22 protein-coding genes and 2 tRNA genes are annotated in these 26,840 nt (G+C 56.0%); 14 read left to right on the forward strand and 10 right to left on the reverse strand.

Annotated features, from left to right (window positions below; translation table 11 throughout):
- Nucleotides 1-225: 225 nt before the first annotated feature.
- Nucleotides 226-1,170 (forward strand): thioredoxin-disulfide reductase, encoded by a 945-nt coding sequence (gene trxB / locus HMPREF3175_RS06305; RefSeq protein WP_035755745.1) that lies wholly within the window; start codon nucleotides 226-228, stop codon nucleotides 1,168-1,170.
- Nucleotides 1,171-1,330: 160 nt separating this feature from the next.
- The gene (trxA, locus tag HMPREF3175_RS06310) at nucleotides 1,331-1,654 is read left to right on the forward strand and encodes a thioredoxin (protein ID WP_070491313.1); all 324 of its coding nucleotides are present in this window, start codon (nucleotides 1,331-1,333) and stop codon (nucleotides 1,652-1,654) included.
- A 1,587-nt stretch (nucleotides 1,655-3,241) separates the two neighbouring features.
- Here the strand turns inward: trxA and HMPREF3175_RS06315 are convergent.
- The 8 genes from HMPREF3175_RS06315 to rpmH all read right to left on the reverse strand — a co-directional run bounded on the left by HMPREF3175_RS06315 (nucleotide 3,242) and on the right by rpmH (nucleotide 10,734).
- Nucleotides 3,242-4,786 carry a ParB/RepB/Spo0J family partition protein gene (locus HMPREF3175_RS06315; protein ID WP_083289460.1) on the reverse strand — a complete coding sequence of 515 codons (1,545 nt, stop codon included), beginning with the start codon at nucleotides 4,784-4,786 and terminating at the stop codon, nucleotides 3,242-3,244.
- 1,587 nt (nucleotides 4,787-6,373) lie between these two features.
- On the reverse strand, nucleotides 6,374-7,174 hold the full coding sequence (locus tag HMPREF3175_RS06320) for a ParA family protein (protein ID WP_070491389.1): 801 nt from the start codon (nucleotides 7,172-7,174) through the stop codon (nucleotides 6,374-6,376).
- Nucleotides 7,175-7,292: 118 nt separating this feature from the next.
- A complete protein-coding gene (gene rsmG / locus HMPREF3175_RS06325) occupies nucleotides 7,293-8,054 on the reverse strand; it encodes a 16S rRNA (guanine(527)-N(7))-methyltransferase RsmG (RefSeq protein ID WP_083289461.1) in 762 nt (253 codons plus the stop codon).
- A complete protein-coding gene (locus tag HMPREF3175_RS06330; RefSeq protein ID WP_070491315.1) occupies nucleotides 8,054-8,638 on the reverse strand; it encodes a Jag family protein in 585 nt (194 codons plus the stop codon). Before HMPREF3175_RS06330 ends, rsmG begins: the two co-directional genes overlap by 1 nt.
- Nucleotides 8,638-9,609: a membrane protein insertase YidC gene (gene yidC, locus HMPREF3175_RS06335; protein WP_035755736.1), complete on the reverse strand. Its 972-nt coding sequence runs from the start codon at nucleotides 9,607-9,609 to the stop codon at nucleotides 8,638-8,640. The genes HMPREF3175_RS06330 and yidC overlap by 1 nt, the downstream gene beginning before the upstream one ends.
- Complete coding sequence (gene yidD, locus HMPREF3175_RS06340; protein ID WP_256276302.1) at nucleotides 9,606-10,187, reverse strand: membrane protein insertion efficiency factor YidD; 582 nt, start codon at nucleotides 10,185-10,187, stop codon at nucleotides 9,606-9,608. Before yidD ends, yidC begins: the two co-directional genes overlap by 4 nt.
- Nucleotides 10,168-10,524: a ribonuclease P protein component gene (gene rnpA, locus HMPREF3175_RS09980; RefSeq protein WP_083289462.1), complete on the reverse strand. Its 357-nt coding sequence runs from the start codon at nucleotides 10,522-10,524 to the stop codon at nucleotides 10,168-10,170. Before rnpA ends, yidD begins: the two co-directional genes overlap by 20 nt.
- Nucleotides 10,525-10,596: 72 nt before the next feature.
- A complete protein-coding gene (gene rpmH / locus HMPREF3175_RS06345; protein WP_035755734.1) occupies nucleotides 10,597-10,734 on the reverse strand; it encodes a 50S ribosomal protein L34 in 138 nt (45 codons plus the stop codon).
- A 588-nt stretch (nucleotides 10,735-11,322) separates the two neighbouring features.
- Between rpmH and dnaA the strand changes: the two genes are divergently transcribed.
- The 9 genes from dnaA to HMPREF3175_RS06390 all read left to right on the forward strand — a co-directional run bounded on the left by dnaA (nucleotide 11,323) and on the right by HMPREF3175_RS06390 (nucleotide 22,699).
- Entirely contained in the window at nucleotides 11,323-13,059 is a 1,737-nt protein-coding gene (dnaA, locus tag HMPREF3175_RS06350; protein WP_070491316.1) for a chromosomal replication initiator protein DnaA, read from the forward strand.
- Nucleotides 13,060-13,531: 472 nt separating this feature from the next.
- Nucleotides 13,532-14,656 (forward strand): DNA polymerase III subunit beta, encoded by a 1,125-nt coding sequence (dnaN, locus tag HMPREF3175_RS06355; RefSeq protein WP_035755732.1) that lies wholly within the window; start codon nucleotides 13,532-13,534, stop codon nucleotides 14,654-14,656.
- A 7-nt stretch (nucleotides 14,657-14,663) separates the two neighbouring features.
- Nucleotides 14,664-15,857, forward strand: a complete 1,194-nt coding sequence (gene recF / locus HMPREF3175_RS06360; protein ID WP_070491318.1) for a DNA replication/repair protein RecF — start codon at nucleotides 14,664-14,666, stop codon at nucleotides 15,855-15,857.
- Nucleotides 15,838-16,494 carry a DciA family protein gene (locus tag HMPREF3175_RS06365; RefSeq protein WP_083289463.1) on the forward strand — a complete coding sequence of 219 codons (657 nt, stop codon included), beginning with the start codon at nucleotides 15,838-15,840 and terminating at the stop codon, nucleotides 16,492-16,494. Before recF ends, HMPREF3175_RS06365 begins: the two co-directional genes overlap by 20 nt.
- A 429-nt stretch (nucleotides 16,495-16,923) precedes the next feature.
- Entirely contained in the window at nucleotides 16,924-18,930 is a 2,007-nt protein-coding gene (gyrB, locus tag HMPREF3175_RS06370; RefSeq protein ID WP_141742488.1) for a DNA topoisomerase (ATP-hydrolyzing) subunit B, read from the forward strand.
- 114 nt (nucleotides 18,931-19,044) lie between these two features.
- Complete coding sequence (gene gyrA / locus HMPREF3175_RS06375) at nucleotides 19,045-21,714, forward strand: DNA gyrase subunit A (protein ID WP_070491320.1); 2,670 nt, start codon at nucleotides 19,045-19,047, stop codon at nucleotides 21,712-21,714.
- Nucleotides 21,711-22,250, forward strand: coding sequence for a DUF3566 domain-containing protein (locus tag HMPREF3175_RS10515; RefSeq protein ID WP_083285473.1), 540 nt, complete (start codon nucleotides 21,711-21,713; stop codon nucleotides 22,248-22,250). Before gyrA ends, HMPREF3175_RS10515 begins: the two co-directional genes overlap by 4 nt.
- A 298-nt stretch (nucleotides 22,251-22,548) precedes the next feature.
- Nucleotides 22,549-22,625 (forward strand) — tRNA-Ile (locus HMPREF3175_RS06385).
- Between the two features lies 1 nt (nucleotide 22,626).
- Nucleotides 22,627-22,699: transfer RNA gene (locus HMPREF3175_RS06390), tRNA-Ala, on the forward strand.
- Between the two features lie 336 nt (nucleotides 22,700-23,035).
- On the opposite strand, the gene HMPREF3175_RS06395 is transcribed toward HMPREF3175_RS06390, so the two are convergent.
- Nucleotides 23,036-23,980: a hypothetical protein gene (locus HMPREF3175_RS06395; RefSeq protein ID WP_070491324.1), complete on the reverse strand. Its 945-nt coding sequence runs from the start codon at nucleotides 23,978-23,980 to the stop codon at nucleotides 23,036-23,038.
- Between the two features lie 175 nt (nucleotides 23,981-24,155).
- Between HMPREF3175_RS06395 and HMPREF3175_RS06400 the strand changes: the two genes are divergently transcribed.
- The 3 genes from HMPREF3175_RS06400 (at nucleotide 24,156) to HMPREF3175_RS06410 (ending at nucleotide 26,385) form a co-directional block, all read left to right on the forward strand.
- Entirely contained in the window at nucleotides 24,156-24,698 is a 543-nt protein-coding gene (locus HMPREF3175_RS06400) for a peptidylprolyl isomerase (RefSeq protein ID WP_035756067.1), read from the forward strand.
- A gap of 97 nt (nucleotides 24,699-24,795) precedes the next feature.
- The gene (locus tag HMPREF3175_RS06405; RefSeq protein WP_083289464.1) at nucleotides 24,796-25,542 is read left to right on the forward strand and encodes a rhomboid family intramembrane serine protease; all 747 of its coding nucleotides are present in this window, start codon (nucleotides 24,796-24,798) and stop codon (nucleotides 25,540-25,542) included.
- A gap of 672 nt (nucleotides 25,543-26,214) precedes the next feature.
- Nucleotides 26,215-26,385, forward strand: coding sequence for a DMT family transporter (locus HMPREF3175_RS06410; protein WP_070491326.1), 171 nt, complete (start codon nucleotides 26,215-26,217; stop codon nucleotides 26,383-26,385).
- A gap of 97 nt (nucleotides 26,386-26,482) precedes the next feature.
- Here HMPREF3175_RS06410 and HMPREF3175_RS06415 read toward each other — a convergent pair whose 3' ends face one another.
- On the reverse strand, nucleotides 26,483-26,800 hold the full coding sequence (locus HMPREF3175_RS06415; RefSeq protein ID WP_232219275.1) for a cell division protein CrgA: 318 nt from the start codon (nucleotides 26,798-26,800) through the stop codon (nucleotides 26,483-26,485).
- Nucleotides 26,801-26,840: the final 40 nt, after the last annotated feature.

A 26,840-nucleotide genomic window follows, 5' to 3' on the forward strand; every position in this document is an offset into this window, starting at 1 on the left:
ATAACGCGCCTCAGTGGACTAGCACTGTGGGCGCGTTATTCGTTTCCGCTCTGGAATAGCTCACCTGCGTTTCTTGTTTCTATTAACGAGTGAGCGCAGCTTGTGTTGGCGTTGCATTCTGCCCACGCTGGGCGGTCCTCCTAGGGTTTTGTAACGTCATGTGCGGCTGCCGGTCAGTACCGTGGGACCCATGACGGGTGGGTCCTCTATGAAAGGCCATGTTAGGTGAGCACTGAAAAGATTCATGATGTGGTGATTGTCGGTTCCGGTCCTGCCGGTTACACGGCAGCGATCTATACCGCCCGCGCTGATCTTAAACCGATCGTTATTGCGAGCTCCGTCGACGCCGGCGGTGAGCTCATGAAGACCACTGAGATCGAGAACTTCCCTGGCTTCCCTGAAGCGATCATGGGTCCTGATCTGATGACGAATATGCAGCAGCAGGCTGAACGCTTTGGCGCTGAAGTTATCTACGATGACGCTACCGCTCTTGAGCTCGATGGCGAGGTCAAGAAGGTTGTGCTCAGTGACGGCACTATCTACCAGGCGCGTTCTGTGATTGTCGCTTCTGGCTCGGCGTATCGTGAGCTTGGGCTGGAGTCGGAGACGCGACTCACCGGTCATGGTGTGAGCTGGTGCGCCACGTGCGATGGTTTCTTCTTCCGTGATCAGGAGATCGTTGTTGTTGGCGGCGGAGATTCTGCCATGGAGGAGGCGCTCTTCCTGACGAAGTTCGCTTCCAAGGTTACGATCGTTCACCGCCGTGATTCGTTCCGTGCCTCGGAGATCATGGCTGATCGGGCACTGAACCATCCTTCCATCGAAGTTCGGTGGAACAGCGAAGTCACAGAGATTCTGGGTGATGACAAGGTTTCAGGTGTTCGTCTACGTGACACGGTGACGGGCGCGGAGAGTGAACTGGACGCATCTGGTGTTTTCATCGCTATTGGTTCCGATCCTCGCGTTTCGTTGGTTGCCGGGCAGCTCGATATCACCGACGAGGGCACTATCGCAGTTGAAGGCCGTACCTCTAAGACCAAGATTCCTGGCGTATTCGCTGCGGGTGATGTTGTGGACCCAACCTATAGGCAAGCCATCACGGCTGCAGGTTCTGGTTGTACCGCAGCCATTGACGTGGAGCACTACTTGGCTTCGCTGAAGGAGAGCTAGGCCGCCCTCCCCCAGAACTAGGCCGCACTCTCCCCCCATAGATTTGTACATCGAGTTCCGTACATAGAGATCCGTACACAGTTCCGCAGCCGCCTCGCTGGTAGAGCGTGCGTCTGTCCCGAACCCAACAATCTTTTCCCATCGAGTTTTAGGAGTAGATATGAGCAACGTTATTGATGTAACTGAAGCAGATTTCGAGGAGAAGGTCCTCAAGAATGAGAAGACCGTTCTGGTGGACTTCTGGGCAGAATGGTGCGGCCCTTGCCGCGCCCTTGGACCGGTTCTCGAGGAGATCCAGGAAGAGAACGGAGGGAAGCTGCAGGTAGTCAAGGTCAACGTTGACGAGAACCAGGGTATCGCCGCGAAGTACGGGATCACCTCTATCCCTGCTGTGTTCGCTTTCAAGGGTGGCGAGCACGTCGCTACCTCTATCGGTGCGAAGCCAAAGGCTCAGCTGCTCGACGCCTTCAAGGACCACATCTAATCGACTGGGTTTGTTTCACATGAAACATGCCGCAGCTCGGCCGTTCCTTTGTTCCACGTGAAACACGGCGGAAGCTAGCTAGCGTTTCACGTGAAACGTAGACATGCATGAGGGAGTCAGTTCCAGTGGGAACTGACTCCCTCTCTTCTTATCCACTCGCTTCGCATACGCAGTCGCGTTCCTAACCGATCCTCCGTACCGCGCCACCTGCTCCGGTCTGTTGTTCGAAGTTATCTGCTCTGAGTCTGCTGTTCGGAGCCTTCTGTTCGGCGTCTGTGTTCTGAGCCTTCTATACTGAGGCATTGAGCCGCCCCGATACTCCGTTCCTTTCCATGTCTCCTACTTGGCCTGCGCGTCGATGGAGAGACCCTGTTGTATGTGCAACGAGCCTGGCTCGTTCGACCGTCGCTTGCAATCACTTGTTTGTGCCTTCTTCAGCTTTCACAGCGTCAACTTGGTCTGGGCACACGGGTACGAGTGCGCACGCATGTGGACGCCCACGAAAGACTGGCAATCAGGACGCGTGAGTGACAGTGCTATCTGCAGACAGGCGCCGGTCCTATTAGCTGATGTAGCCGCCATCTACTGGCCCAGCGTTCCTTCGTCCTGTCTTATCCGGCGCCTCTACCACTCCCCCGCATCGGCCTCGAACGTACCGCTTCTGATATTCCACGCAACCTATGCTCGCCTCGCATAGCGTAACGATGACGCGACTCAGTACATTCTGTTTCGTGCTGACTAACAGTCTTCCTCTGTTGTATCTGCAGCTGATGTGCACTGCCGACGCCACTCATTACTTCTGTCCTGGAAACCAGATTCTGCGTGTTGCTGCGTGGTCCTGCGTCGACGTGGTTGCCAGGAACGGCCGGCACACCTTGCCTCATGAAGAATCTGAACGCTGCCCGACGGACAATCCGCGTCCAATGTTTCACATGAAACAACCACTCCCCTGCTACCGCGTATCTCGGTGGGTGCTCGTTTGATACAACGGGATCCACACCGTCTGCAACTACGAAGTCAATAGCACGGATTAATGTGTTTGGGTCATGACCCACTGCAGCAACAATGTGCAGGTCTGATGAGTGTTTGGTTTCCCGACAGGGTTCACCCGCAACCACCCTGTCCACCCCAGAGATCTCTCATGACACTCTTCCAATCACGTCTCACGACTTCTTCACCCATGTGTCACGACATCGTTCACATCACGGGGCGAGGTGCGAGCCTTCCGTCATTGCATCCCACGTCAAGACACGGGCGGCGGCAAAATGAGCTTGTCCCGGCGGTCAGGAACAACGAATACATCAGTGTGCAGTAGCGGCAACCGGAACAAAACAGCCCTGGGAACACCGGAATCCGCAATACTGCAGAGACGTTCCCTAGCCGTCTTTGCTGACCGCACAACGCGGAACGATGTCCTGAAACATCCACCAAGAAGCGGAAGGCGGAACTATCACATCAATACAGTCACGACACATCACCACTATGGGACACAAAAGGTAGGGCCTGGTTCGGATAGCTTCCGAACCAGGCCCTACCTCGTTTCACGGTCAACACGTCAGTCAAGGACTCACGCGGGCAATACAAGAGCTACTCTCCGAGACCTGTCTCGCCCTTGATGATGCCCATGATGCGGTTGAGGTCATCAACTGAGGCGAAGTCAATTTGCACCTTACCCTTGCGGGCGCCAAGCGTGATCTTGACGTTAGTCTCGAGCCGGTCTTGGAGTTGGTTGGCGAAGAAGTCCAACCGCTCCTGCCTGCGAGGCTCAGCAACCTTCCGACGTTTCTGAGGCTCACCCTGACGTTCAGTAGCCTGAGCGAGCTCTTCAGTCGCACGTACAGAAAGGCCTTCGTTGACTACACGTTGCGCCAGCTTTTCCATATCCTCGGTGCTGCTCAGGGCCAGGATGGCGCGCGCATGACCTGCCGAGAGAACCCCTGCTGCCACACGGCGCTGTACCAACGCTGGCAGGCGTAGCAACCGGATCGTATTGGAGATCTGAGGACGGGAACGACCGATGCGTTCAGACAACTCCTCCTGAGTACACTCAAACTCAGCCATCAACTGCTGATACGCGGCTGCTTCTTCAAGCGGGTTGAGTTGAGACCTGTGAAGGTTTTCGAGCAGGGCGTCCCTGAGCAGGTCAGAGTCATCGGTCTCCCGAATAATGGCAGGGATGACATCGAAACCTGCTTCTTGGGTGGCGCGCCAGCGGCGTTCACCCATCACCAACTCATACCGTGGTCCACCTTCTTCGCGTGAAGGCCGCACGACTACCGGTTGAAGCAGGCCGATCTCTTTGATCGAATGAACTAGCTCAGCGAGTTCTTCTTCGTCGAATACCTGCCGCGGCTGTTTACGGTTCGGGTGAATGTCATCGACGGGAATTTCGCTGAACGTCGCGCCTGGCACTGCAACTAAGTCGTCACCTGCCGTCGCCGTCTCAATGTCGCCGCTACCAGCAGAGCCTCTCGTTCCACGTGAAACACTCTCTTGACTCCGAGTCGAGAGCACGTCTGGTACAGACATTCGTGATCGCGAGTCTCGCCTAGTCTCGTGGGCGCCACTGCCGTCTACTGAATCATGTTCAGTGCTGCGATCCGCCTCGGTGGTGAAGAAGAAGTCCACAGGGCGCCGCTTGTGGTTAGCTTTATCCCCCGTTGCTTTCCGCGCGGATTTACCACCCTGGACATTGGAGGCTGAAGTTGCCTGCGTTTCACGTGAAACCTCAGACGCCTTAGAGCGTCCAGTTGTGTTGCTTGCTATAGATTTCGCAGCGGGTGTACGCGCCTCACTCTTGGTTGCCTTCGCATCATCTTTGGTCGACGTGGGCTTACTCTGCGACGCCTGAGCGCTACCTGTCTTGGTCGTCGCAGATTTTGCCTTAGGGGTGGAAGACTTTTGTGTTGCTTGAGTCTTCGACTTTTTAGACCCGGTCTCGGCAGATGTAGCCGAGGACTGAGAAGATGCCTTCGTACGAGTCACGTCCTTCGCAGCCTCTGTACGGGTCTTGGCTTGTTGCTCTGTATCTTCGTTGTTCGCTGTAGTTTCGCTGGCGGATTGCTGCGGGGTGCTCGCCCCGATGAGTGCACCTAGTCCCCTACCGAGACCGCGCCTACGTGGTGTGGCCATCTAAACGCTCCTTCGCTCGCAACTAGTTTATCCGCTTTGGCGCTAATCGCGGCCTTGGATTCGGCAGGTTTCCCCGCAAGACATCTTTTCTGGTCAGTACAGTGAGCCGTGGGCTCCGCCTCATACGGATTCCATCCCTATTGGCGGCTAGTTTCATGCCTGGGTTTCACGTGAAACGGTCCAACGAGCACGTTTATCTCTCGCAGCGTTTCGTGTACTTACAGGACAAATGTAATGTGCCGGGACATCGTTCCGCTTAGCGCGGTTAACAAAGGCGGCCCGGCAACGTACTTGCAGTCTTGCGGATCCCGGTTCTCCAGGACGACTTTGCTGCCGCTGCGGCTGATGTACGCCGGTGTTGTCGTTCCTCCTTGACACCGGGATAGGCGCGTTTTTATGCAACCTCTGTCTCGGCATGGGCTACGTCGGCGGACTAGTCCCACCCTCTCTCGCGGTGGGAACGATGTCGTAACAGATGGGTGAAGGATGTCGTGAAACATGGTTTGAAGGATGACGTGAGAGATACGTGAACAGGTTGAGGTGACTAGAGGCTCACAATGGCGTGAACCAAAGATTCTGGCAGGAAGTAGCCAAGAAGCTGCGTCTACTCTCACCTTGCGCCCGTCCTAACTGCATATGGTAAGTAGGCAGGGATCCCCTTCGTTGCAGGCGTCCCCGCATAGCTCTCTGAGGTCATGTGCGCGAGAACTGAGACGCCTTCAAACGCACAAGACCCTATTTCAGTTAGCGTTGCAACGCTGCAACAATTCGCCTTGTCGCTTACCTGCTAACCACTCTACTCCCTGCGTTTCACGTGAAACGGGCACTGGCATTCAGCATCACCGGGTTCTCATAACATCACCTAGTTGCCACGTTCCTGCGGAAACAAGAACTACGCTCCTGCCGTTACTGAAGAACGCCGGGCTTCAAGGACAGAAAGCCGAACAACCGGGAAGATTGTCTGCCTATTGTTCAGAAGCACTCACGCACACCGGAGCCTACTCACCTGGCTCAACAGCTACGTGCATGGATCGTGCAGGTGGCAGGCGACCCTCCTACCCCACTGGCATCGTTTAGACCAGAGAACTAGTGCACATACGCAGTCAGCTAGTTAGACCAGAGCCATTCACCAGCTAGGCGGCATCTACCTCGACGAGTCAATGTCTCCAGTGACGCCCGGAGAATCCCTGCAGCATGTATCCGAAAGTCTAACTATCTACAGCTCTACCTCCGGCTCAGCTTCTGAACGCGTGAAAGCTAATAGAACTGACTCCACGCTGCAGCAAACCACTATGGATTCCGTCCGCTCCCCTGCCGGTTCGAAAGGTTCCGATCTGCGCCCATCGTATTGATGCGCCCGCCGCATTCAGAAGCACGTTGCATTCATGAGTCCGTAGTACTCGTAGACGCGTTGTATCCGTAGGTCCGCGTTTCACGTGAAACGCTCCGAAAGACTCGAATGGCCGAGAAGTGAGCCGAAATACGGAAATTGCGCCTTGGATACCCTTAGGGCAGGTCAGGTAAAAGGACTCGATCAAGGAATCCACTGTTGACAGCGGATCAACAGTGCACTCAAGTAAAAATGCTTTATTTGTTCAGAAGTTCCCGCGCAACGTTGATATATGCCAAGGCGCCAGTGGACGTCGGGTCATACGTCAGCACAGTCTGCTGGAAACTTGGCGCCTCTGAAATACGCACCGAACGTGGAATCACGGAATCTAGGGCCTGATCAGGGAAATGCCCCCGAACCTCTTCGGCAACCTGCGAGGACAAGTTGGTGCGGCCATCGTACATGGTCAACAAGATAGCGCTCACCGCAAGCTCAGGGTTCAGATGCTCACGGATCAACTCGATATTGCTCAACAGCTGGCTCAAACCCTCGAGTGCATAGTACTCACTCTGGATCGGGATCAGAACCTCACGCGCTGCAACGAAAGCGTTAACCGTCAACAGACCCAACGACGGCGGGCAGTCAATGAAAACGAAATCAAGACGAGGGAGGCCGTTGGCCTCACGGTACTCGGCGTAGTCCCGGATAGCTGTAGCCAACCGCACGTTACGGTCCTCAAGGGAGACCAACTCAATTTCGGCGCCAGCAAGATCGATCGTCGCAGGAGCAACAACCAAGTTGTCCACGTCAGGGCAATTCTGAACAACGTCAGACAAGGGTGTCCCCTCAATCAGGACATCGTAGGTCGAGGGAACTTCAGAAGAGTGAGGAACATTCAACGCGGTAGAGGCGTTACCCTGGGGATCGTTATCGATCACCAGAACCTGCATGCCCTCTAAAGCAAGCGCGGCAGCCAGGTTCACGGTTGTGGTGGTTTTCCCTACCCCGCCCTTCTGGTTGCTCACCGTAATAACGCGGGTCGCTTCGGGACGCTTCATATCGCCTGCAGGAAAAGAGACCTCAGCGGCAGAATTCGAATCACCAGAAATATTGTCGCCGGCCTGATTATTATCGAGCATTCCTGCGCCTCTCATCCATAACCTTCAGAGTTCAACCTTATCGAGGATCAACCACGATCCGCACTACGGTTGACGGCTCGGCGAGCCATTCCTCACCCACAGTTTCAATCCGGACATCGCGGCCCTTATATTTCCGGATCACCTTCGCAGCCTTTTCAACCTCAGCCGCAGCCGAACGGCCCTTCAACGCGATCAGCTCCCCTCCCCCACGCATCAGAGGAAGAGTCAAAGGAACCAGCTGACGCATCGCAGTCACTGCGCGGGCCGTCACCACATCGACATCTAAGGTTTCGGCCATCTGTTCGGCGCGAGCCTGAACCACATCGACTCGCTCGCTCAGGCCTAAGTCCTCGATCACTTCATCAAGCCACTGGCAACGGCGCTGCAGCGGTTCAATCAAGACAAGAGTCAGGTCAGGGCGCGCTAGAGCCAAAACGATGCCCGGCAAACCAGCTCCGGAACCGACGTCAGCAACCAGTGCGCCTTCAGGCATCACATCGGCCAAAGCCGCACAGTTGAGAACATGCCGCGACCACAGAATAGGGATCTCGCGTGGACCAAGCAGGCCACGCTCAATACCGGTTGAAGCCAGATGCCCCACGTATCGCTGAGCGAGCCCCGCGCGGTCACCAAAATAGTGTTCAACCGCGGGAAGCTCCTGCTCATTCGGTCGCGGTGCATCTTCAGGAGCTACCGCGATCTCCGAGGAATCAATCCGCGGGCCTTCCGGGCCAGTACCGGGACGGCGCTGCTCATCATCCTGTGGACGATGCTGCTCACCGTTGGTCTGTGGAGTCATTAGCTCGCGTCCTCAGCAGGGTGCACGACGACGTGGCGGCGGGTGCCTTCACCTTCAGATTCGGAAACAAGCCCAGCTTCAGCAATGACGTCGTGAACGATCTTGCGTTCATACGGGGTCATCGGTTCCAGAGCTTCCGACTCACCTGTCTTGTTGACGGCGTCGATAGCTTTCTTCGCGATGTCCTTGAGTTCTTCGGCGCGTTCCTTGCGGTAGCCGGCAATGTCTAGAACGAAACGTGAACGCTGGCCGGTGTGCGCCAGAACTGCCAGCCGGGTTAGTTCCTGCAGGGCGTCCAAGACCCGGCCGTCGCGGCCCACGAGTTCTTGAAGGTCCGCATCGTCATCTTCGGTTTCTACTGAAACGTAGACGCGTCCGCCACGAACCTCGATGTCGATGTCGCCATCCAAGTCAGCGATGTCGAGGAGTTCTTCGAGGTAGTCAGCTGCGGCGTCGCCTTCTTCTTCGAGGCGCTGCATCGTGAGGGATTTACCGGTTTCACGCTCAGGCTGGGCATCATCCGAGGCACGCTCGGCGTCGTTTTCGGAGGTGACTTCGAGGTCCTGCAACTGTTCGTTATTCATCACTTACGCTTCCTCCGGTTCTTACGCTGCGGCTGGATACGCTGGCCACGTACGTGCGTCTGATTTGTTTTAGTGTTCTCTTCTTTTGCAGGTGCATCCTTCTGCCCGATGGGCGGAAGACCGCGTGCGGCGCGGCGGATGTTGAGTTCCTTTTCGGCAAGCGAACCAGGCGTTGGGTTGTGCTTGATAACCCACATCTGCTGGGCCAGAACCCACATGTTGGTTGCAGTCCAGTAAACCAGCAGACCCAGTGGGAAGTTAATACCACCGATACCGAAGACCACTGGCAGGAAGTACATCATCATGCGCTGTTGGCGTGCGAACTGGCCCTGCTGGGATTCGGGGGTCATGTTCTTGGTCATCAGCTGGCGCTGCGTGATGAACATGAGGGCGACCATCGCGATGATCAGGATGATCGCGACGATGATCACGGATGCCTTAGGTGAGCCGCTACCGAGCGTGCCAACGAAGGTGTCGGAGAGGCGGGCGCCGAAGATCGTGGCGTCGTGGAAGGAGCGGACTTTCTCTGCGGAGAGTGCCGCGATGTTTTCGTTGGCGTTAGCCGCGTGGGTCGAGCCGTTCAGCACCTGGAAGAGCGCGAAGAAGAACGGCATTTGAATCAGCAACGGCATGCAGGACGCGAACATCGAGGTGTTGTGCTTCTTGAACAGTGCACGCTGTTCGGCAAGCATCGCCTGCTGTGACAGCTGATCGCGTTTGCCTTTGTATTTCTGCTGGAGCTTGCGTAGCTCTGGCTGCACAACCTGCATTGCGCGCTGGGCGCGAATTTGGCGTGCGAACACAGGGATCAAAGCGGCGCGGACTGTGACCGTGACCAGCACGATCGCGAGAGTCCAGGTCCAGCCGGAGTCCCGGTCCATCCCAATCAGGGTGAAGAAGCTGTGGAACATGTCCATGAGGAAGGACATGACCCAGCGGAATGGGGTCAGAAGCCAGTTAAAGAAATTCATAAAGCGCCGCTTTGCTCCTTAGCCGCGGTGTGCGGCTGAGATGAATTCAGGGGATGGTTTAACACCATGATCTTCGGTGCCTTCGACTCTGGCCAAATCCGTTTGCCGGGTGGCACCGGGTCGATTCCCCCTTTGGTCCATGGGTGGCATCGAGCGATTCTCGATACGGTGAGCCACGAGCCTTTGATGGCGCCGTGGCTTGTTACTGCTTCTAGCCCGTAGGCGGAGCAGGTTGGATAGTAGGGGCACACATCTCCGTAGAGCGGGGAGATGGCAAGCCGCCAAAACTTGATGAAGCCGATGATGAGGTTGCGTGGGATGTCCACGATGTGGCGCCACCACGGTACTGCGGGTGCCTGGTTGTCAGGGACGATGGGTGCGGGACCCAGCTGCTCGGCGAGGCTGCGCTCATCATTGCGGCTGTGTAGTTCCGCTGAACTGTGTTGTTCAGCTAAGTCGCGCTGTTCGGCTGAGTCGCGCTGTTCAGCTGCTTTGTGCTGTCGGGTTGAGTTTGATTCCGTTGCGCGGGCAGGGTTGAGGTGGGTGTGTGGTGTGCGTCTATTTTTGTTGCGTGCCACTGATGTCCACCCCGATTCTGCGTAGTCCGTTGCGGAGGTCGGTGTTGAGGGTGTTGTAGTCTGCGTGAGCTGCGGCCGGTAGGCCACGAACCACCACGTCGTGGTTTGGGATGCCTTCTTTAATGATCTCCCATGCGCTGGCGCGTAGTCGACGCTTGACTAGGTTTCGTACTGCCGCGTTTCCTACTTTTTTGGAGACGATGAATCCAAAGCGTGGAACCGGGTTCTTGGTAGGTGTAGCGAAGACAACGACGTTCCGGCACCCTTTACGGGTACCGGAACGCATTACGTTTCGCAGTTCGTTGCCTTTGCGTACTCGATGTTGTTGTGGGAGCACGAAAACACCCGTTGTTGGGTTCGCTTGAGCTGCTCCGGTTACCGTGTGGTTCCGGACGCGGGCTCGAGCGGGTTAGGCAGAGAGGCTCTTGCGACCCTTGTTGCGGCGGGTCGAGAGGATTGCGCGGCCGGCGCGGGTGCGCATGCGCAGGCGGAAGCCGTGCTTCTTGCTGCGGCGGCGGTTATTCGGCTGGAAAGTCCGCTTGGTCACGTTGAACACTCCGAGACGTCAGTTAGGGCATCGCCCGCTGTGCCTGAGGGGTTGTGCCTGAGGAATGTAACGGGATGGATGCATTGTATCACGTTTACAACCGTGCTCTAACGACGACTAACCGGGACGATGTTGTATCCGTTTGGCCAGTTCATTGTCAGGTTCGCGGGTGCACCTTTTGGGCACGCCGCAACGCACGGAACTGATCCAGTGTAGCCAGTTTGATTGTTGCGGGTCAAACCCGGGTTAGGTGAATCACGCTGATGTGCGCAGCTGCATGCACGAAACAGCTCAAATCACCTTAATTAGGCATTCTTTTCACACCCTGTTCACGAAAGTTATCCACAGCCTGGGGAGAACTCTGGGGATTACTTGCGTTTACAGTCCAAGTTATCCCCATTTTCCTGTGCATAAGTTCGTCAACCTGTGGTGGGTACGGGTACGGTAGTGCCGTTGGGGTCTATCTTTTGCACAGGCTGTACCGTAGTCTCAGCTGTGTGTTCGCTGTGTCGGCGCCGAGTCCTTTCTTGACTCCCCGCCTGATCGCACCGTTCACGTCATCTATGCGCTAACAGAAGGGAAACTGGGATGAGCACTCAGGACGCAACCGCCGATCAGTGGCGGAAAGTGGTCCAAGAGTTGCGTGCAGACCCGCGCGTTACACCCCGTCAGCGCGGCTACCTCGAATTAGCGCAACCACAGGGGCGTGTTGGAACCACGTTCCTGGTAGCTGTCCCTAACGAATTGACTCGCGACACTCTGCAAAGCGTGCTGAGTGAACCGCTCGATGATGCTCTGCGCACCGTTTTTGGTCAGGACATGCTGTGCGCTTTCTCAATCGATGCAACCATCGAAACCCGTGCTGACGATGCGGATACCTCAGTTGCGGAAAGCCCCGACCGCTACCGCGGCAACGAGGTCTCCCCCGCCAACGAGCTGCAAATCCTGGATCCACACCCCGTTTCTTCGAATGTCGATCCGCGCCGTCGGTTCGATCGCGGTGAATATGATGACCGCGGCGAGTATGCCGCAGCTGAGCGGCCGCGCGAGAACTTCAACCACCAGGAATTTGATAGCAACCGCTATCAGACAATTGCCCCTTACCCTCTTGAGCACGAGGACACATCGAGACAGCCGCACGATAACGGTGAATTCTTGCGTGCAGAAGCGGATGTGCAGCGTTTCCAACTCGCGGCTGAAAGGCTCGATGCGAGCCAGGGCGCGGCATCTGGCTCAGCCATGCTTCCGGTTGGCCGTGCCGTGCCGCAGCCCCCATCGACATCGGCGGAATTTGGGCGGCTGAACCCTAAATACGTTTTCGATTCGTTCGTGATCGGTTCATCGAACCGTTTCGCCCACGCCGCGGCCGTGGCTGTAGCGGAGGCGCCCGCTAAGGCATATAACCCACTTTTCATATACGGGGGTTCGGGGCTCGGTAAAACCCACTTGTTGCACGCCATCGGGCACTATGCACGCGATCTGTATCGCGGAATCCGGGTGCGCTACGTCAACTCGGAAGAGTTCACGAACGACTTCATCAACTCGATTCGTGATGACGAGGGCACCAGCTTCAAGGCGATGTACCGCAACGTAGACATCCTGCTGATTGACGACATCCAGTTCCTTGCGAACAAGGACGCAACTCAGGAAGAGTTCTTCCATACGTTCAACGCGTTGCACAACCACAACAAGCAGGTTGTGATCACCTCGGATTTGCCGCCCAAGCAACTCTCAGGCTTTGAAGACCGCATGCGTTCGCGCTTCGAGTGGGGTTTGACCACTGATATTCAGCCGCCTGAGCTGGAGACGCGTATCGCGATTCTGCGTAAGAAGGCTGAGGCTGAAGATCTTTCGGTGCCTCCCGAGGTTTTGGAAGCGATCGCCTCGCGAATCTCAACGAACATCCGTGAGCTTGAGGGCGCATTAATTCGCGTGACGGCATATGCCTCGTTGAACCAACAGCCCGCCACTTTAGAAGTGGCCGAACATGTGCTGAAGGACCTTGTCACGGATGAGGGCGCGCAAACGCTGACGCCTGAAACGATCATTCACACAACTGCCGAGTACTTCGGGTTCACAGTGGCTGAGCTCAATTCCAAGTCGCGTACCCGGGCTCTGGTTACCTCACGGCAGATCGCGATGTATCTGTTGCGTGAGCTGACAGAGATGTCGCTTCCGAAGATCGGTGAGTTGATGGGCGGACGCGACCACACAACTGTGATCCATGCTGAGCGCAAGATCCGTGAGCTGATGGCTGAGAGGCGCGAGATCTATAACCAGGTCACGGAACTGACCAATACGATGCGGCAGCAGCAGCGGGATTAACCCTGTAACTACGCGGTTAAATCCGAATATTTTGTAGTTATCCGCAAGAAATGTGCAAAGAGCTGTGGATAACTGTGGGTAACATGCCTTTCGCTTCGCATGGTCCTAGCTCACTCTTATATGCTTCACAGTGATGGGAATAATGCGTTAGAGTTCTCCACACTTTATCCACACTCAGTGGATAGCTGAATCATGCGGATCTGACGGGTTTTGCACAAACTCCACAACGGTTGCTACTCCTCCCACCTTTAAACATCTATCCAAATTACATTTTGTGATTCGGCCGGCCCCGGCTCGAACTACACGCCCCTACAGGCTGATTTCTAAATCTCAGTGAACAAGTTATTTGAACCAGGTAGGCTAAACACGTGCCCTGTGTGACTTTTGAGCACAAGAGTGAATAAGGTCTTACTCTTGTGCTTGAATCTCATGCGCACCGAAAGCCTCGTATTTCGCATCGGAAGGTGAATCTGTGAAGATCAGCGTGGACCGTGATGTGCTCACTGAAGCCGTGACGTGGACTGCTCGAGCACTCGCTCCTCGTCCAGCGACCCCTGTACTTTCCGGTATTTTGATCACAGCCGCGGATAACACTCTGACGTTTGAGGCTTTTGACTACACGACTTCGGCACACCTTGACGTGGATGCCAACATCGAAACGGAAGGTTCGGTGCTTGTCTCTGGCAAGATGCTCGCCGACATCGCCCGTACTTTGCCTGCGGCTCCAGTGACTCTTGAACTTGAGAACGCTAAGCTCACGGTTTCGTGTGGCCGTTCCCGTTTCCACTTGGCCACCATGCCGGTTGATGAATACCCGAGCCTGCCTAAGATGCCCGATGTTCTTGGCACTGTTGATGGCACAGAATTCTCTCGGGCTGTTGCTCAGGTTTCGGTTGCTGCTGCTCGTGATGAAACCTTGCCGATCCTCACTGGCATCAAGGTTGAGTTTGAAGATGACACGATGACGCTATTGGCGACTGACCGCTATCGTCTTGCGATGCGTGAGTTGAATTGGAAGCCAGCTGGTTCGAGCGTTTCAACTTCGGCTCTCGTGAAGGCTAAGACCCTCTCGGATGTCGCTAAGACGTTAGGTTCTGCTGGTGAGCTCAGCATCTGCATGGAGGAAAACGGCGATATTGTCGGTTTCGTTTCGGGTTCGCGCCGCACCACTACGCTTTTGGTTGATGGTGATTACCCTAAGATTCGCTCTCTGTTCCCGGAGGAATCGCTTATTCACGCATCGGTTTCTACTCCTGAGCTGATTGAGGCCGTTCGCCGTGTTTCGATTGTGGCTGAGCGAAACACCCCTGTGCGTTTGCAATTCACTGATGCCCAGGTCGCGCTCGATGCGGGAACGGGTGAAGAAGCCCAAGCTGAAGAAGCCATCGAAAGCCAGCTCAACGGCGATGAGATCACGGTCGCGTTCAACCCTCCGTTCTTGTCCGAGGGTTTGTCTGCTTTTGACACTGAGAATGTTCAGTTTGCGTTCACTACCGCGCCGAAGCCTGCGATGTTGACCGCGCTTGATCAGGAAACCGGCCAGCCGGATATGTCTTTCCGCTATTTGGTGATGCCGGTGCGTCTGCCTAACGCGTGATGTTTGGGTGTATCTGACGCATCTTTCGCTGCACGATTTCCGTACGTATCAGCATCTCGAGTTGCCTTTGAGCCCTGGCACTACTGTTTTGGTGGGGCCCAATGGTGTGGGTAAAACCAACATTGTTGAGGCAATCGGCTATTTGGCTACACAGGATTCTCACCGTGTGAGCCAGGATGCACCGCTAGTGCGTTTCGGTGCGGAGCGCGCGTTGATCGCGGGCCAGGTTAACCGCGGGGACCGCCTGACGCGTGTTGAAGTTGAGATTAATCCGCGGCGGCGGAACCGGGCACGGGTCAATCGCGCTGATTTTTCGCGAGCTCGTGAGGCTTTAGGCATTCTCCGTTCGATCCTGTTTGTCCCTGAAGATCTGGAGCTGGTCAAGGGCGAGCCGGAGGTTCGGCGCCGTTTCCTTGATGATCTTGTGGTGCAGCTTCGGCCGGATCAGGCCGCGGTGCGCAACGAATTTGACCGGGTATTGCGTCAACGCAACGCACTTTTGAAGTCGGCTCGCGCATCGGGCGGTTTCACTGAAGCGCACGAGGCCACTCTTGATGTGTGGGATATGCATTTCGCGCAAGCTGCGGCACCGCTTGTGCGGAACCGGATTCATGTGGCGAAATTGTTGGCTCCGCATGTTGCCCAGGCTTATTCGGAGCTGACGAATGGGGCCAAGGCGGCTACGTTGCGTTATTTCGCGACAGTGGTTGATGAGGCGGAAACGCTGGGTTCCGTTGATGGTCCGGTCGCGGAGCAGACGTTGTTGACCCCTGATATAGTGCACATCACTGATGTGGTGAGCCAAGCGTTGGAGGCTTCCCGCGCCCGTGATATTGAGCGTGCCACGACAACGGTTGGTCCGCATCGTGATGATGTGATGCTGGGGCTCGGGTCCGCGCCGGCTAAGGGTTTTGCCTCTCACGGGGAGACGTGGTCGTTAGCGTTGGCGTTGCGGTTGGCGGCGTTTCGGGTTCTGATGGAGGATGACCCTTCCGATGCGGCGCGTCCTGTATTGATTCTGGACGATGTGTTCGCTGAGTTGGATGAGTTCCGGCGGCAGCGTCTGGTGGCGGCGTTGGCGGATGCCGAGCAGGTTGTGGTCACTGCCGCGGTGGGTAGCGAGATTCCTCAAGGGTTGGATGCCACGGTGGTGCGTGTTTCGCCTGGGGAGGTGATGATCGATGACGCCACAAACGCCTGAGCCGCGCCCTGAAGAGGACAGTTTTGAAACGCAGGGTGGTGATTTTGAAACGCAGGGTTGTGATGCGCAGCCGAATGAGGCTGAGGCGTTCGAAGCTGAACTTGAGGGGCTTGATGCTTTGGTGGATGATGCCCCGGCGGTGGTTTTGGCTCGCGCGCGGAAGCTTGCTTTGTCCCAAGGTGATGTGCGCCGTGATGCGGCGATGGTTCAGCGCGCTAAGCAGAAGGCACGGGCCCGTAAGAGCCGTAAGCAGAAGTGGGATGATCCTGATGCTGGCGGGCGTGATCCGGTGGGTTTGGGTGAGCTACTGGAGCGGATGATGCGTTCGCGGGGCTGGGCTGAACCGGTTGCGGTGGGTTCTGTTTTGGCTCGGTGGCCTGAGATTGTGGGGCCGCAGGTTGCCGCGCACGCGGTTGCTGAGTCTTTTGAGGATTCGGTTGTGGTGGTTCGGTGTTCTTCTACTGCGTGGGCTACGAATCTGCAGCTGATGCAGCATGATTTGTTGAAGCGTTTGGATGCTGCGGTGGGTCATGGCGTGGTGACGCGGATCAAGGCTTTGGGGCCAGCGGCGCCTTCGTGGCGTAAGGGGCCGCGGTCTGCTCCGGGCGGGCGGGGCCCCCGGGACACATACGGGTGAGGCACGCGAGGCATCGTGTGTTTCGCACCCGGCGCATCATTCCCACCACTGCCCTCCCGAGCCCCGCATTCTGAGCCTTGTATCGCGTACTCCGCATCCCGCTCGATCGGTTCTGAGGGGATGGGAGGGCCGGAGGGGATGCCCTACATATATGGGGATGCATCGTGTCTAAGGGGCGTTTACGGGCCTGCTAACGCGACGAACGTACTTATTCCGCGCTAGAATGGATCTAAATTGGCGTTTTTGTGTGCCCGCGTGCTTGTTGTTGTGCGTGTGGTGCAGGCGCCCGCTGTAGATGATTGAAGAACTGGGAGTACCGTGGCGGAGGATATCCAGCCGGAGAACGGCGTTTCGGAGCACCATGAGGGGTCTGGGGATCAGACTCATGGTGAGACACATGAGGGCACCGGCCATGTCGGCAACCATAAGGTGACTGAAGAATACGGTGCGTCTGCGATTACGGTGCTTGAGGGGCTTGAGGCTGTCCGGAAGCGCCCGGGTATGTACATCGGTTCGACGGGCCCGCGTGGTTTGCATCACCTCGTGTATGAGGTGGTTGATAACTCGGTCGATGAGGCGTTGGCCGGGTATGCGGACACGATCCGGGTGACCCTGCAGGACGATGGTGGCGTCCGTGTTGAGGATAACGGCCGCGGTATCCCGGTGGATATGCACCCGACGGAGGGCCGCCCGACCGTTGAGGTCGTGATGACCATTTTGCATGCTGGCGGTAAGTTCGGCGGCGGCGGTTATGCGGTTTCGGGTGGTTTGCACGGTGTTGGTATTTCGGTTGTGAACGCGCTTTCGCGCCGCATTGACACGTGTGTTAAGCGTCAGGGTTACGAGTGGAATGTGACGTTTGAGAACGGCGGCCACGTTGTGGGTGAGGGGCTCACGCGTGGTGCTGCGACTGATGAGACGGGCACGATCCAGACGTTCTATCCGGATCCGGAGATTTTCGAATCGGTTGAGTTCGATTTTGAGACCCTACGTGCGCGCTTGCAGCAGATGGCGTTTTTGAACAAGGGTTTGCGCATCGTTTTGACTGATGAGCGCAGTCTTGATGATGCCGGTGATGAGGTTGTTGATGAGGCCGATGCGGACGCAGGCGAGGCTGAGAAGAAGCCGCAGCATCGCACGGTGGATTATAAGTATGACGAGGGCTTGCTTGATTACGTCAAGTTCCTGAACGCGTCGAAGAAGGCTGAGCTGATCCATGAGGATGTGATCGCTTTTGAGGCCGAGGATACTGACCGGAAGATTTCGGTTGAGATCGCGATGCAGTGGACTTCGGCGTATTCGGAGTCGGTGCACACGTATGCGAACACGATTAACACTCATGAGGGTGGTACTCATGAGGAGGGTTTCCGTGCCGCGTTGACCTCGTTGATCAACCGTTATGCGCGTGAGAACAACCTTCTGAAGGAGAAGGACGAGAATCTCACGGGTGACGATATCCGTGAGGGTCTCACCGCGGTGGTTTCGGTCAAGCTGGGTGAGCCGCAGTTTGAGGGTCAGACCAAGACGAAGCTGGGTAACTCGATTGCGCGTGGTTTTGTGCAGGGTGTTATCCACGACGGCTTGGGTGACTGGCTGGAGCGTAACCCGATGCCGGCGCGGGATGTGATCCGGAAGGCTATGCTTTCGGCGCAGGCTCGCATGGCTGCGCGGAAGGCTCGTGATCAGGCTCGGCGTAAGTCTCCGTTGGAGACGTTCGGTATGCCGGGTAAGTTGTCGGATTGCTCGTCGAAGAACCCAACAGAGTGCGAGATCTACATTGTTGAGGGTGACTCCGCGGGTGGTTCGGCTAAGCGTGGCCGTGATCCGCGGACTCAGGCGATTTTGCCGTTGCGCGGCAAGATCCTCAACGTTGAGCGTGCGCGTCTGGATAAGGCGCTGGCTAACCGTGAGGTTCAGTCGATGATTACCGCGTTCGGTACGAACATCGGTGAAGAGTTCGATATTGAGAAGCTGCGGTATCACAAGATTGTTCTGATGGCGGATGCGGATGTTGACGGTCAGCACATCACCACGCTGTTGTTGACGGTTCTGTTCCGGTTCATGCGTCCGCTGATTGAACACGGCTATGTGTATTTGGCGCAGCCGCCGCTGTACCGCATCAAGTGGTCGAATGCCCCGCACGATTATGTGTTCTCTGACGCTGAGCGTGATGAGGCGTTGGAGAAGGGCCGGGCTGCTGGCCAGCGTTTGCCTAAGGATAATGCGATCCAGCGTTATAAGGGTTTGGGCGAGATGGATTATTCGGAGTTGTGGGATACGACCATGAATCCGGAGTTCCGTACGTTGAAGCAGGTCACGATGGATGATGCTGCGGCTGTGGATCAGGTGTTTTCTGTTCTGATGGGTGAGGACGTTGAGTCTCGCCGTGAGTTCATTCAGCAGAATGCCCGTGATGTGAGGTTCCTGGATATTTAGGTTCGTCAGGGTGCGCAGCGTTTCACGGTGTGGATCGAGTACGTGGATCTGACGGTGGCGCTGTTGCTGAGGAAGACTTTTGGATTTTGAGGCTAAGGAAGAAGCTGTAATTCGATGAGTGAGAACAACACTCCTGATCCGGATGTGAACGCTGAGGGCGCTGAGGAGTCTTTGGCTCCCGCGGTGGTTGCTGGTGACCGTGTTTCGCAGGTTGATCTGCAGACTGAGATGCAGCAGTCGTATCTGGATTATGCGATGGCTGTCATTGTTGGCCGTGCGTTGCCGGATGTTCGTGATGGTTTGAAGCCGGTGCATCGTCGTGTGATTTATGCGATGTATGACGGCGGGTATCGGCCGGATCGCGGGTTCAATAAGTGTGCCCGTGTTGTTGGTGAGGTGATGGGTCACTTCCACCCGCACGGTGATTTGGCGATTTATGACACGTTGGTGCGTCTGACTCAGGATTGGGTCATGCGGTACCCGTTGGCTACGGGCCAGGGTAACTTCGGTTCTCCGGGTAACGATGGCGCTGCGGCTCCTCGCTATACGGAGACGAAGATGGCTCCGTTGGCTATGGAGATGGTTCGGGATATCCACGAGGACACCGTGGATTTCATGCCGAACTATGACGGCAAGAACCAGGAGCCGACTGTTTTGCCGGCTCGTTTCCCGAACCTGTTGGCGAACGGTTCGGCTGGTATCGCCGTTGGTATGGCAACGAATATTCCTCCGCATAATATGCGTGAGCTTGCCGATGGTGTGCAGTGGGCTCTGCAACATCCGGATGCGAGCCGTGAGGAGTTGCTTGAGGCGCTGATGCAGCGCATTCAGGGCCCGGACTTCCCTACGGGTGCCCGTATTTTGGGGCGTAAGGGTATTGAGGATATGTACCGCACTGGTCGCGGTTCTATCCCGATGCGTGCGGTGGTTAATGTCGAGGAGATCGACGGCCGTACGTGCTTGGTTGTGACTGAGCTTCCGTATCAGGCGAATCCGGATAATTTGGCGATCAAGATCGCTGATCTTGTGAAGGACCACAAGATTCAGGGCATCGCGGACTTGCGGGATGAGACCTCTGGCCGTACTGGTCAGCGTCTGGTGATTGTCCTGAAGCGGGACGCTGTCCCGAAGGTTGTATTGAACAACCTGTATAAGCACACGGAGCTGCAGCAGAATTTCTCGGCGAACATGTTGGCGCTCGTGGACGGTGTTCCGCGCACACTTTCGCTGGATGCGTTCATTATTCACTGGATTAATCACCAGATCGATGTGATTGTCCGCCGCACTAAGCATCGTTTGAAGAAGGCCAAGGCTTTGGCGCATATTCAGGTTGCTTTGTTGATGGCGCTGGATGTGCTCGATGACGTGATTGCGTTGATCCGTAAGTCACCGACTGTTGATGAGTCGCGTGAGGGTTTGAAGAAGCTCTTGGGGATCGATGATGATCAGGCGAACGCGATTCTGGATATGCAGTTGCGCCGGCTGGCTGCGTTGGAGCGTCAGAAGATCCAGGACACGTATGACGCGTTGATGGAGGAGATCGCGGGTTATGAGCGGATCCTTGCTTCTGAGACGTTGCAGCGTGAGGTGATTTCTGAGGAGCTCACGGATATTGTGGAGCGTTTCGGTGATGACCGCCGCACTGAGATTGTGCGTGGCTATGACGGGGATATGTCTGTTGAGGATTTGATCCCTGTTGAGGAAATGGTTGTCACGATCACTCAGGGTGGCTACGTCAAGCGGACGCGTTCTGATAATTATCGGGCGCAGAACCGTGGCGGTAAGGGCATTCGTGGCGCGCAGTTGCGTGGCCAGGATGTTGTGGAGCATTTCTTTGTGACCACGACCCACCATTGGATTGCGTTCTTCACGAACTTCGGCCGCGTCTATCGCTTGAAGTGTTACGAGTTGGCGGAGGCTGCGCGCGATGCGCGGGGTCAGCATGTGGCGAATGTGTTGGCTTTCCAGCCTGGCGAGCAGATTCAGCAGGTTTTGGCGCTGGAGAATTATGAGCAGTCGCCGTATCTGGTGTTGGCTACCCGTAATGGTTTGGTTAAGAAGACTCGTTTGGAGGAGTACGACACGAACCGTACGGCCGGTGTGATCGCGGTGAATCTGCGTGAGGGTGATGAGCTTGTTTCGGCTGGTTTGGCCAGCGAGCATGATGATCTGATGCTGGTTTCGAAGAAGGGTATGTCGGTTCGTTTCACGGCTACTGATGACGCTCTTCGCCCGATGGGTCGCGCGACGTCTGGTGTTACGGGTATGAAGTTCCGCGCAGGCGATGAACTGTTGGGTATGAGTGTTGTTCGTGACGATGAGGCTTCGTTTGTCTTCACTGTCACGGATAGCGGTTATGCCAAGCGCAGCCCGGTATCGGATTACCGTGTTCAGGGTCGTGGCGGCCTCGGGATTAAGGTTGCGAACTTGCCTGAGGATCGTGGCGAGCTGGTTGGTTTCAAGGTTGTTCAGGAAGATGACGAGATCCTGGTTGTGATGCAGTCGGGCAAGGTTGTCCGTACGGCTGTGAACCAGGTTTCGCCTACTGGCCGTGACACGATGGGCGTGATTTTCGCTAAGCCGGACAAGAAGGATCACATTCTTGCGGTTGCGAAGAACGCTAATCATGACTTGGAAGCTGCCGGTGAGGAAGCCGGCGATGACGAGACTGATACTTCAGGTGTAGACGTGGAGGGTACCGAAGCGGGTACAGTTGCTGAAGTGCAGATAGATGATCAGGGCGAGGGCGCTGATTCTGAGCCAACTGACGGAGGAGACGAGTGAGTACCTCAAAGAATCCTGGTGCGCAGCGGCCTAACGCGTCGTCTGGGAAGGGCCGTAGCCCGGCCCCGCAAACGGTGAGTTCGCAGGGGAAGGCTCGTCCGGCGTCGTCGGGGGCTCGCCCAGCTAATGCGCGTGGCAGTAACCCTACCCTGGTGCGCCCTGCGCCTAAGGCGAAGGTGCGTAAGGCACGCCTCATGGTGTCCAAGGTGGACATCTGGAGCGTTTTGAAGCTTGCGTTCTTGTTGTCTGTGGCTTTGGGCGTGGTCACGGTTGTTGCGACTGTGGTGCTCTGGGCTATCTTCGACGTCGCTGGTGTTCTTGACCAGATCAACAACTTCTTGGGCACGATTATGGGTGAAGGCAAGAAGTTTGATGTCAAGGATTATGTGTCGATGGGTAACGTCACGAGCTTCTCGGTGATCATCGCGGTAGTCAACGTGATTCTGTTGACGGTGCTTTCGATGGTGGCTGCCGTGATCTATAACTTGTCGGCTTCCCTTGTTGGCGGAATTACGGTAACGTTAACTGACGACTAGACGCCTGCAGTGACGTTGGCGGTCTCGTCCGGTTTACGTGAGTTTCACATCACATCACGTTCGATTTGGAACTTAGAAAGAAACCAGGTAGAGTCTTTCAACGTTGCTCCTGCTAAGGAAACAAAACGAATGAGAACTGAATACTGAATCTCTTGAAAATTGAGAGATGCAAAGTTGAAGTTTAGATTTCGTTTCGATTTTGTTCAAGAAGGTTCTAGGAATAGAATCGACTGAAGAAAGATTCCTTAGCGGAATTCCGTAGCAAAACTCCTCACGGAGTGAGAGACGGAAATGGTGCGGGCGTATAGCTCAGACGGTTAGAGCGCATCGCTGATAACGATGAGGTCCCTGGTTCAATTCCAGGTACGCCCACCATGGGGGATTGGCGCAATTGGTAGCGCATCTGCTTTGCAAGCAGAGGGTTAGGGGTTCGAGTCCCCTATCCTCCACAAAGTGAAGGTCCGGATGATCGAAAGGTCATCCGGACCTTCGTCATTTAACTCACGGCCACTGCGCAACCAGGCTGCGGGACAGCCCTAAGCCCCGCGCGGCCCCTTTTGACCCTTAACCCTGGTTGCCTGTGGAGCCTTAGGCGCAGACTGATGGGCCGGTGGCTCAGGAGGGCCTCAGGGGAAGGGCCTGAGCGCCTTGACGCCCCGTGGGCCTGTTGACGCCCTTGTGAGGGCCGTTAAAGGAAGCGAGGCATAAAGAGAGCGCCCCCTCACCAACGTGTGGTGAGGGGGCGCTCTCGCGTCTTTGAGCTCGCTGTCTGCGAGCGGGAACGCTTACTTGTTCAGTGGGTTATCCGAACCGGTGCTTGCGTTCTTCAGCGGCTTCTCCGCAGCCGGCTTCTCAGCAACTGGCTTATCGGCTGCGCGGCGGCCGGACTGCTTAGGCTTCTCGCCAGTGACCTTCTCCTTGACGTCTGCAGCCTTGTCCTTGGCGGCGTCAACTGCGGTGCCAGCGGCGTCCTTAGCCTTGCCAGCAGCCTCCTTGACGGCGTGCTTAGCGTCGTCGCTGGCTACCTTGTCTTTGACGTCTGCAGCTTTGTCCTTAGCGGCATCGACACCGGTCTTAGCGGCGTCCTTAGCCTTCTCCACAGTGGACTCCTTCTCGGAAGCTGGCTTCGAAGCCAAGGTCGGGGCCTTCTCCTGAGGAGCAGGGTTCTTCCAAGGGTCCTCGACTGGACGGGATGCACGCCAAGCAGCAACAGCGGCAGCACCAATCGCTGCGAAGAGGACGAACAAGAAGAACTTCTTGCCGCCGGACTTCTTCTGCTTCTTACGCTCCTTAGCGGCTGCCTTACGAGCCGCCTCGGCCGCCTGCTTAGCCTGCTTCTTCAACTGACGCTTGGACATCTTCTTGCCCTTCTTCGCTTTCTTAGCGGACTTTTCCAACTCTGCACGGCCAGCGTTAGCTCCAGCCTGAGCCTGGGCTGCCAGCTCGGAAGCTTTGGTCTTAGCGTTCGTAAAGGTCTCGTTAGCGGTTTCTTGCGCGCGGGAGGCGAAGTCCTTAGCTGCGGGGACGACGTCGTCCTGAACCTTTTCCATCATGTCTGCTGCCTTCTCCTTAGCGGTGTTCAAACCATCGGCAATAACCGGGGAAACCTGCTCATAACCGTGAGCAAGCGCTTCGGTGGCCGCATGGAGCTTAGGAGCAGCCCAATCGCGTACATTCTCGACAGTGCTGGCAATTGCGCCTTCTGTCTTCTTAACTGAACGGTCTTTCATGACTGCTCTCCTGTTTTAGTTGTTCGTCCACACATGAGTAGACGTTGTTCCATACATTTACCCTAGACGGAAAACGAGGTGTTGTGTTGGGATTTGTAGAACTTGCCCCAACCTGTTCACTGAACGCGTATGATTCGGCCACATAGACAGGGGCGCCTCATGGGATGATGGGGGCATGAGCATTGCAACGCATGAAGCAACTATTCATACGAGCTTGGGCGACGTAGTTCTGAATCTGTTCGGCAACCACGCGCCACAGACTGTTGAGAACTTTGTTGGTTTGGCAACCGGCGAGAAAGAATGGACCGACCCTGCAACGGGTGAAGCCCGTAAAGGCACTCCCCTGTACAACGGCACCATCTTCCACCGCATCATCAAGGACTTCATGATCCAGGGCGGTGACCCTCTGGGTCGCGGCATCGGTGGCCCGGGCTACCAGTTTGATGACGAGATCCATCCCGAACTGACGTTCGCTGAACCGTATAAGCTCGCGATGGCCAACGCAGGTAAGCGGATGGGCCGCGGCACCAACGGTTCCCAGTTCTTCATCACGACCGTGCCAACCACATGGCTGCAGGGCAACCACACCATCTTCGGTGAGGTTGTGGACGATGCGTCCAAGGCCGTCGTGGATAAGCTCAACGCAGTCCCTACGGGCCCGGCCGATAAGCCACTCGAGGACGTCGTTATTTCCTCGATCGATATTAAGAAGCTGTAACTTGTGGCTCGCTTAGGTGCCCCGGTGCTGTAACAGCGCCGGGGCACCTGCCTTTAAGGGCTCTCACCATGGAGACATCAAACGAACGGGGATATCAATGAGGAATCTGCTGGTGCGTTACCCGGGAACAATCATCATCACTGTGGTCTTGGTGGCGTTCTATATCGTCCAGCTTGTGGTGGAAAGCTTCACCGAGGACATGTTGATCCGCGGGGTCTACGTTAACGAGCAACCGTGGCGTCTATTGAGTTCAGGGTTTGTCCACAGCACCGAGTTCCTGCCTTCAGCGCACCTACTGAGTAACCTGCTGATGCTGTGGTACGTGGGGCTGCTGCTCGAACGGATCCTAGGCACAATCCGGTTCATAGCAGTCTTCCTCGTAGGCGTCGTGGGAGGAAGTGCCGCGGTCGTATTGCTAACAAGCCCCATCGACGGGGCGCTGGGTGCCTCCGGCGGGATCTTCGCCCTGTGCACTTCCCTACTCATGGTCCTGCGTAAAGGAGCAACCACGGCGTTCGCAAGCCTCACGACCGTTGTGGTCATCATGTTTCTCCAGGGGCTGTTCATGCCAGGAGTTTCGTGGGAAGGCCACCTCGGCGGAGCAATCACAGGTATCGTGCTGGGCGCGACCGCACGCTTCCAGCCCTATGTTCTTGAACGTGTAAGCGACCTCTTCGATGTGACAGAAGGAATCAAACCCTCCGTGTCGCGGCAGAAGATCGTGACGGAAGTACCGCGCCGCATTGCAGAAGTTGCGATCTATGCCGGAGTGGTTGCCCTCGCCGTATGGCTGAGCACGAGCCACGTAACATCAACGCTCACGAAATACGGCATCACACCGTGATGTGCAACACCGTGACGTACAACATTGCGAGCTAAGCCTTGTGAGCCTGACCTAGGGCTGAGGACTGACCCTGACCTCTGCTCCTGATGGCGACCCCTGCACCAGATGGCGACCCCTGTCCCTCATCCTGACTGACCTCTAGCCCAGACGCCGCGTAAAGCACGCGGCGTCTTTACTTATCCACAGTGGTTCTCCACAGTGTGGACAAGAACACAACGGTGTAATTCGAATAAGGGACAAATATTCGAAGAAAAACTGTGCTAACTATAACCTAGGCCAAGATCCAGCTTAAAGATTACTTAAAGCAAGCACTAGCGAAGATATGTTCGAATGTTTTCCCACTTTTTATCCCCACCTGTGGATAACTTTGTGCACGGGTGTTGACAGAATCTTGGAATTCTCGTTAATTTTCGCCACCTGCCGTTATCTTCATGTTTATCCACAGTCGTTTTCCACAGTGTGGAGAACTTACACCGTTGTGATTTATGAAAGATCTTTCAGATCTTAAGATACGGGGATAACTGTGATTCCGGGGATCCGGACATCTTTCTGTGCATAGACTGTGAGAATATTTCGCAATCCACACACTTTATCCCCACCTGTGGATAACTCAAGTTCACACGTCCACAGCTCTTGTCATCCACAGCTGCCGTTTCTCGGCCTGCATGGGCCATGAAAACCCTGCCAACCGGTTCGGCTTACGCCATCTGGGTCTCTATAGGAGCCTCCGCGGCCGTCGCCTACGGGATGATCACCGGTGACGAAAACTTCAGCATCATCAAAGTGCTTCTCCTGTTAGGGATGATCGCATGCGTGATTGGGCTCAAACTCGTATCGAGCTGAGCACACGCACCTATTGAGGCAGATACGAAAGAGGCGGAAGCCCGCAACTCATGCGAACTTCCGCCCCTCAAAAGCTGAGTAGATAAGATGACTGGCTCTATTCTCGCCAGCCGAACATCATGATGAAGCCGATCATGGAGATACCGAAGCCAATCAGAATGTTCCAGTTACCGATCTTCGGGATCGGCAACTCGACACCGACCATGTGGGCAACATAGAACGTCACGATCCACACCAGACCGAGAATCATGAAGCCAAACATGATGGCCTTATATACAGGAGAAACAGGCTGGAACTCGCTGGCTTCACGGCGCTGACGACGAGTCAGCTCCTGCTGCTTGATCGCAGCGTTACGTGCAGCAGGGTTCCCAATCTTCTTCGGATTAGAAGATGCGCGCTTGGAAGATTCAGACACGTGTCCTCCTCAACCCATTCAACGTAGCGGTGTCAACGGC

Origin of the sequence: Arthrobacter sp. HMSC08H08 (assembly GCF_001807575.1) — a bacterium.
GTDB lineage: Bacteria > Actinomycetota > Actinomycetes > Actinomycetales > Micrococcaceae > Pseudoglutamicibacter > Pseudoglutamicibacter albus.

Excerpts from the sequence above, each read along its gene's own strand:
- HMPREF3175_RS06400 (WP_035756067.1), top strand. The coding sequence starts at position 24,156 with ATGAGCATTGCAACGCATGAAGCAACTATTCATACGAGCTTGGGCGAC.
- HMPREF3175_RS06405 (WP_083289464.1), top strand. The coding sequence starts at position 24,796 with ATGAGGAATCTGCTGGTGCGTTACCCGGGAACAATCATCATCACTGTG.
- HMPREF3175_RS06330 (WP_070491315.1), bottom strand. The coding sequence starts at position 8,638 with ATGAATAACGAACAGTTGCAGGACCTCGAAGTCACCTCCGAAAACGAC.
- HMPREF3175_RS06365 (WP_083289463.1), top strand. The coding sequence starts at position 15,838 with ATGACGCCACAAACGCCTGAGCCGCGCCCTGAAGAGGACAGTTTTGAA.
- gyrA (WP_070491320.1), top strand. The coding sequence starts at position 19,045 with ATGAGTGAGAACAACACTCCTGATCCGGATGTGAACGCTGAGGGCGCT.
- HMPREF3175_RS06315 (WP_083289460.1), bottom strand. The coding sequence starts at position 4,786 with ATGGCCACACCACGTAGGCGCGGTCTCGGTAGGGGACTAGGTGCACTC.
- dnaA (WP_070491316.1), top strand. The coding sequence starts at position 11,323 with ATGAGCACTCAGGACGCAACCGCCGATCAGTGGCGGAAAGTGGTCCAA.
- rsmG (WP_083289461.1), bottom strand. The coding sequence starts at position 8,054 with ATGACTCCACAGACCAACGGTGAGCAGCATCGTCCACAGGATGATGAG.
- HMPREF3175_RS06410 (WP_070491326.1), top strand. The coding sequence starts at position 26,215 with ATGAAAACCCTGCCAACCGGTTCGGCTTACGCCATCTGGGTCTCTATA.
- HMPREF3175_RS06320 (WP_070491389.1), bottom strand. The coding sequence starts at position 7,174 with ATGAAGCGTCCCGAAGCGACCCGCGTTATTACGGTGAGCAACCAGAAG.
- yidC (WP_035755736.1), bottom strand. The coding sequence starts at position 9,609 with ATGAATTTCTTTAACTGGCTTCTGACCCCATTCCGCTGGGTCATGTCC.
- HMPREF3175_RS06395 (WP_070491324.1), bottom strand. The coding sequence starts at position 23,980 with ATGAAAGACCGTTCAGTTAAGAAGACAGAAGGCGCAATTGCCAGCACT.
- trxA (WP_070491313.1), top strand. The coding sequence starts at position 1,331 with ATGAGCAACGTTATTGATGTAACTGAAGCAGATTTCGAGGAGAAGGTC.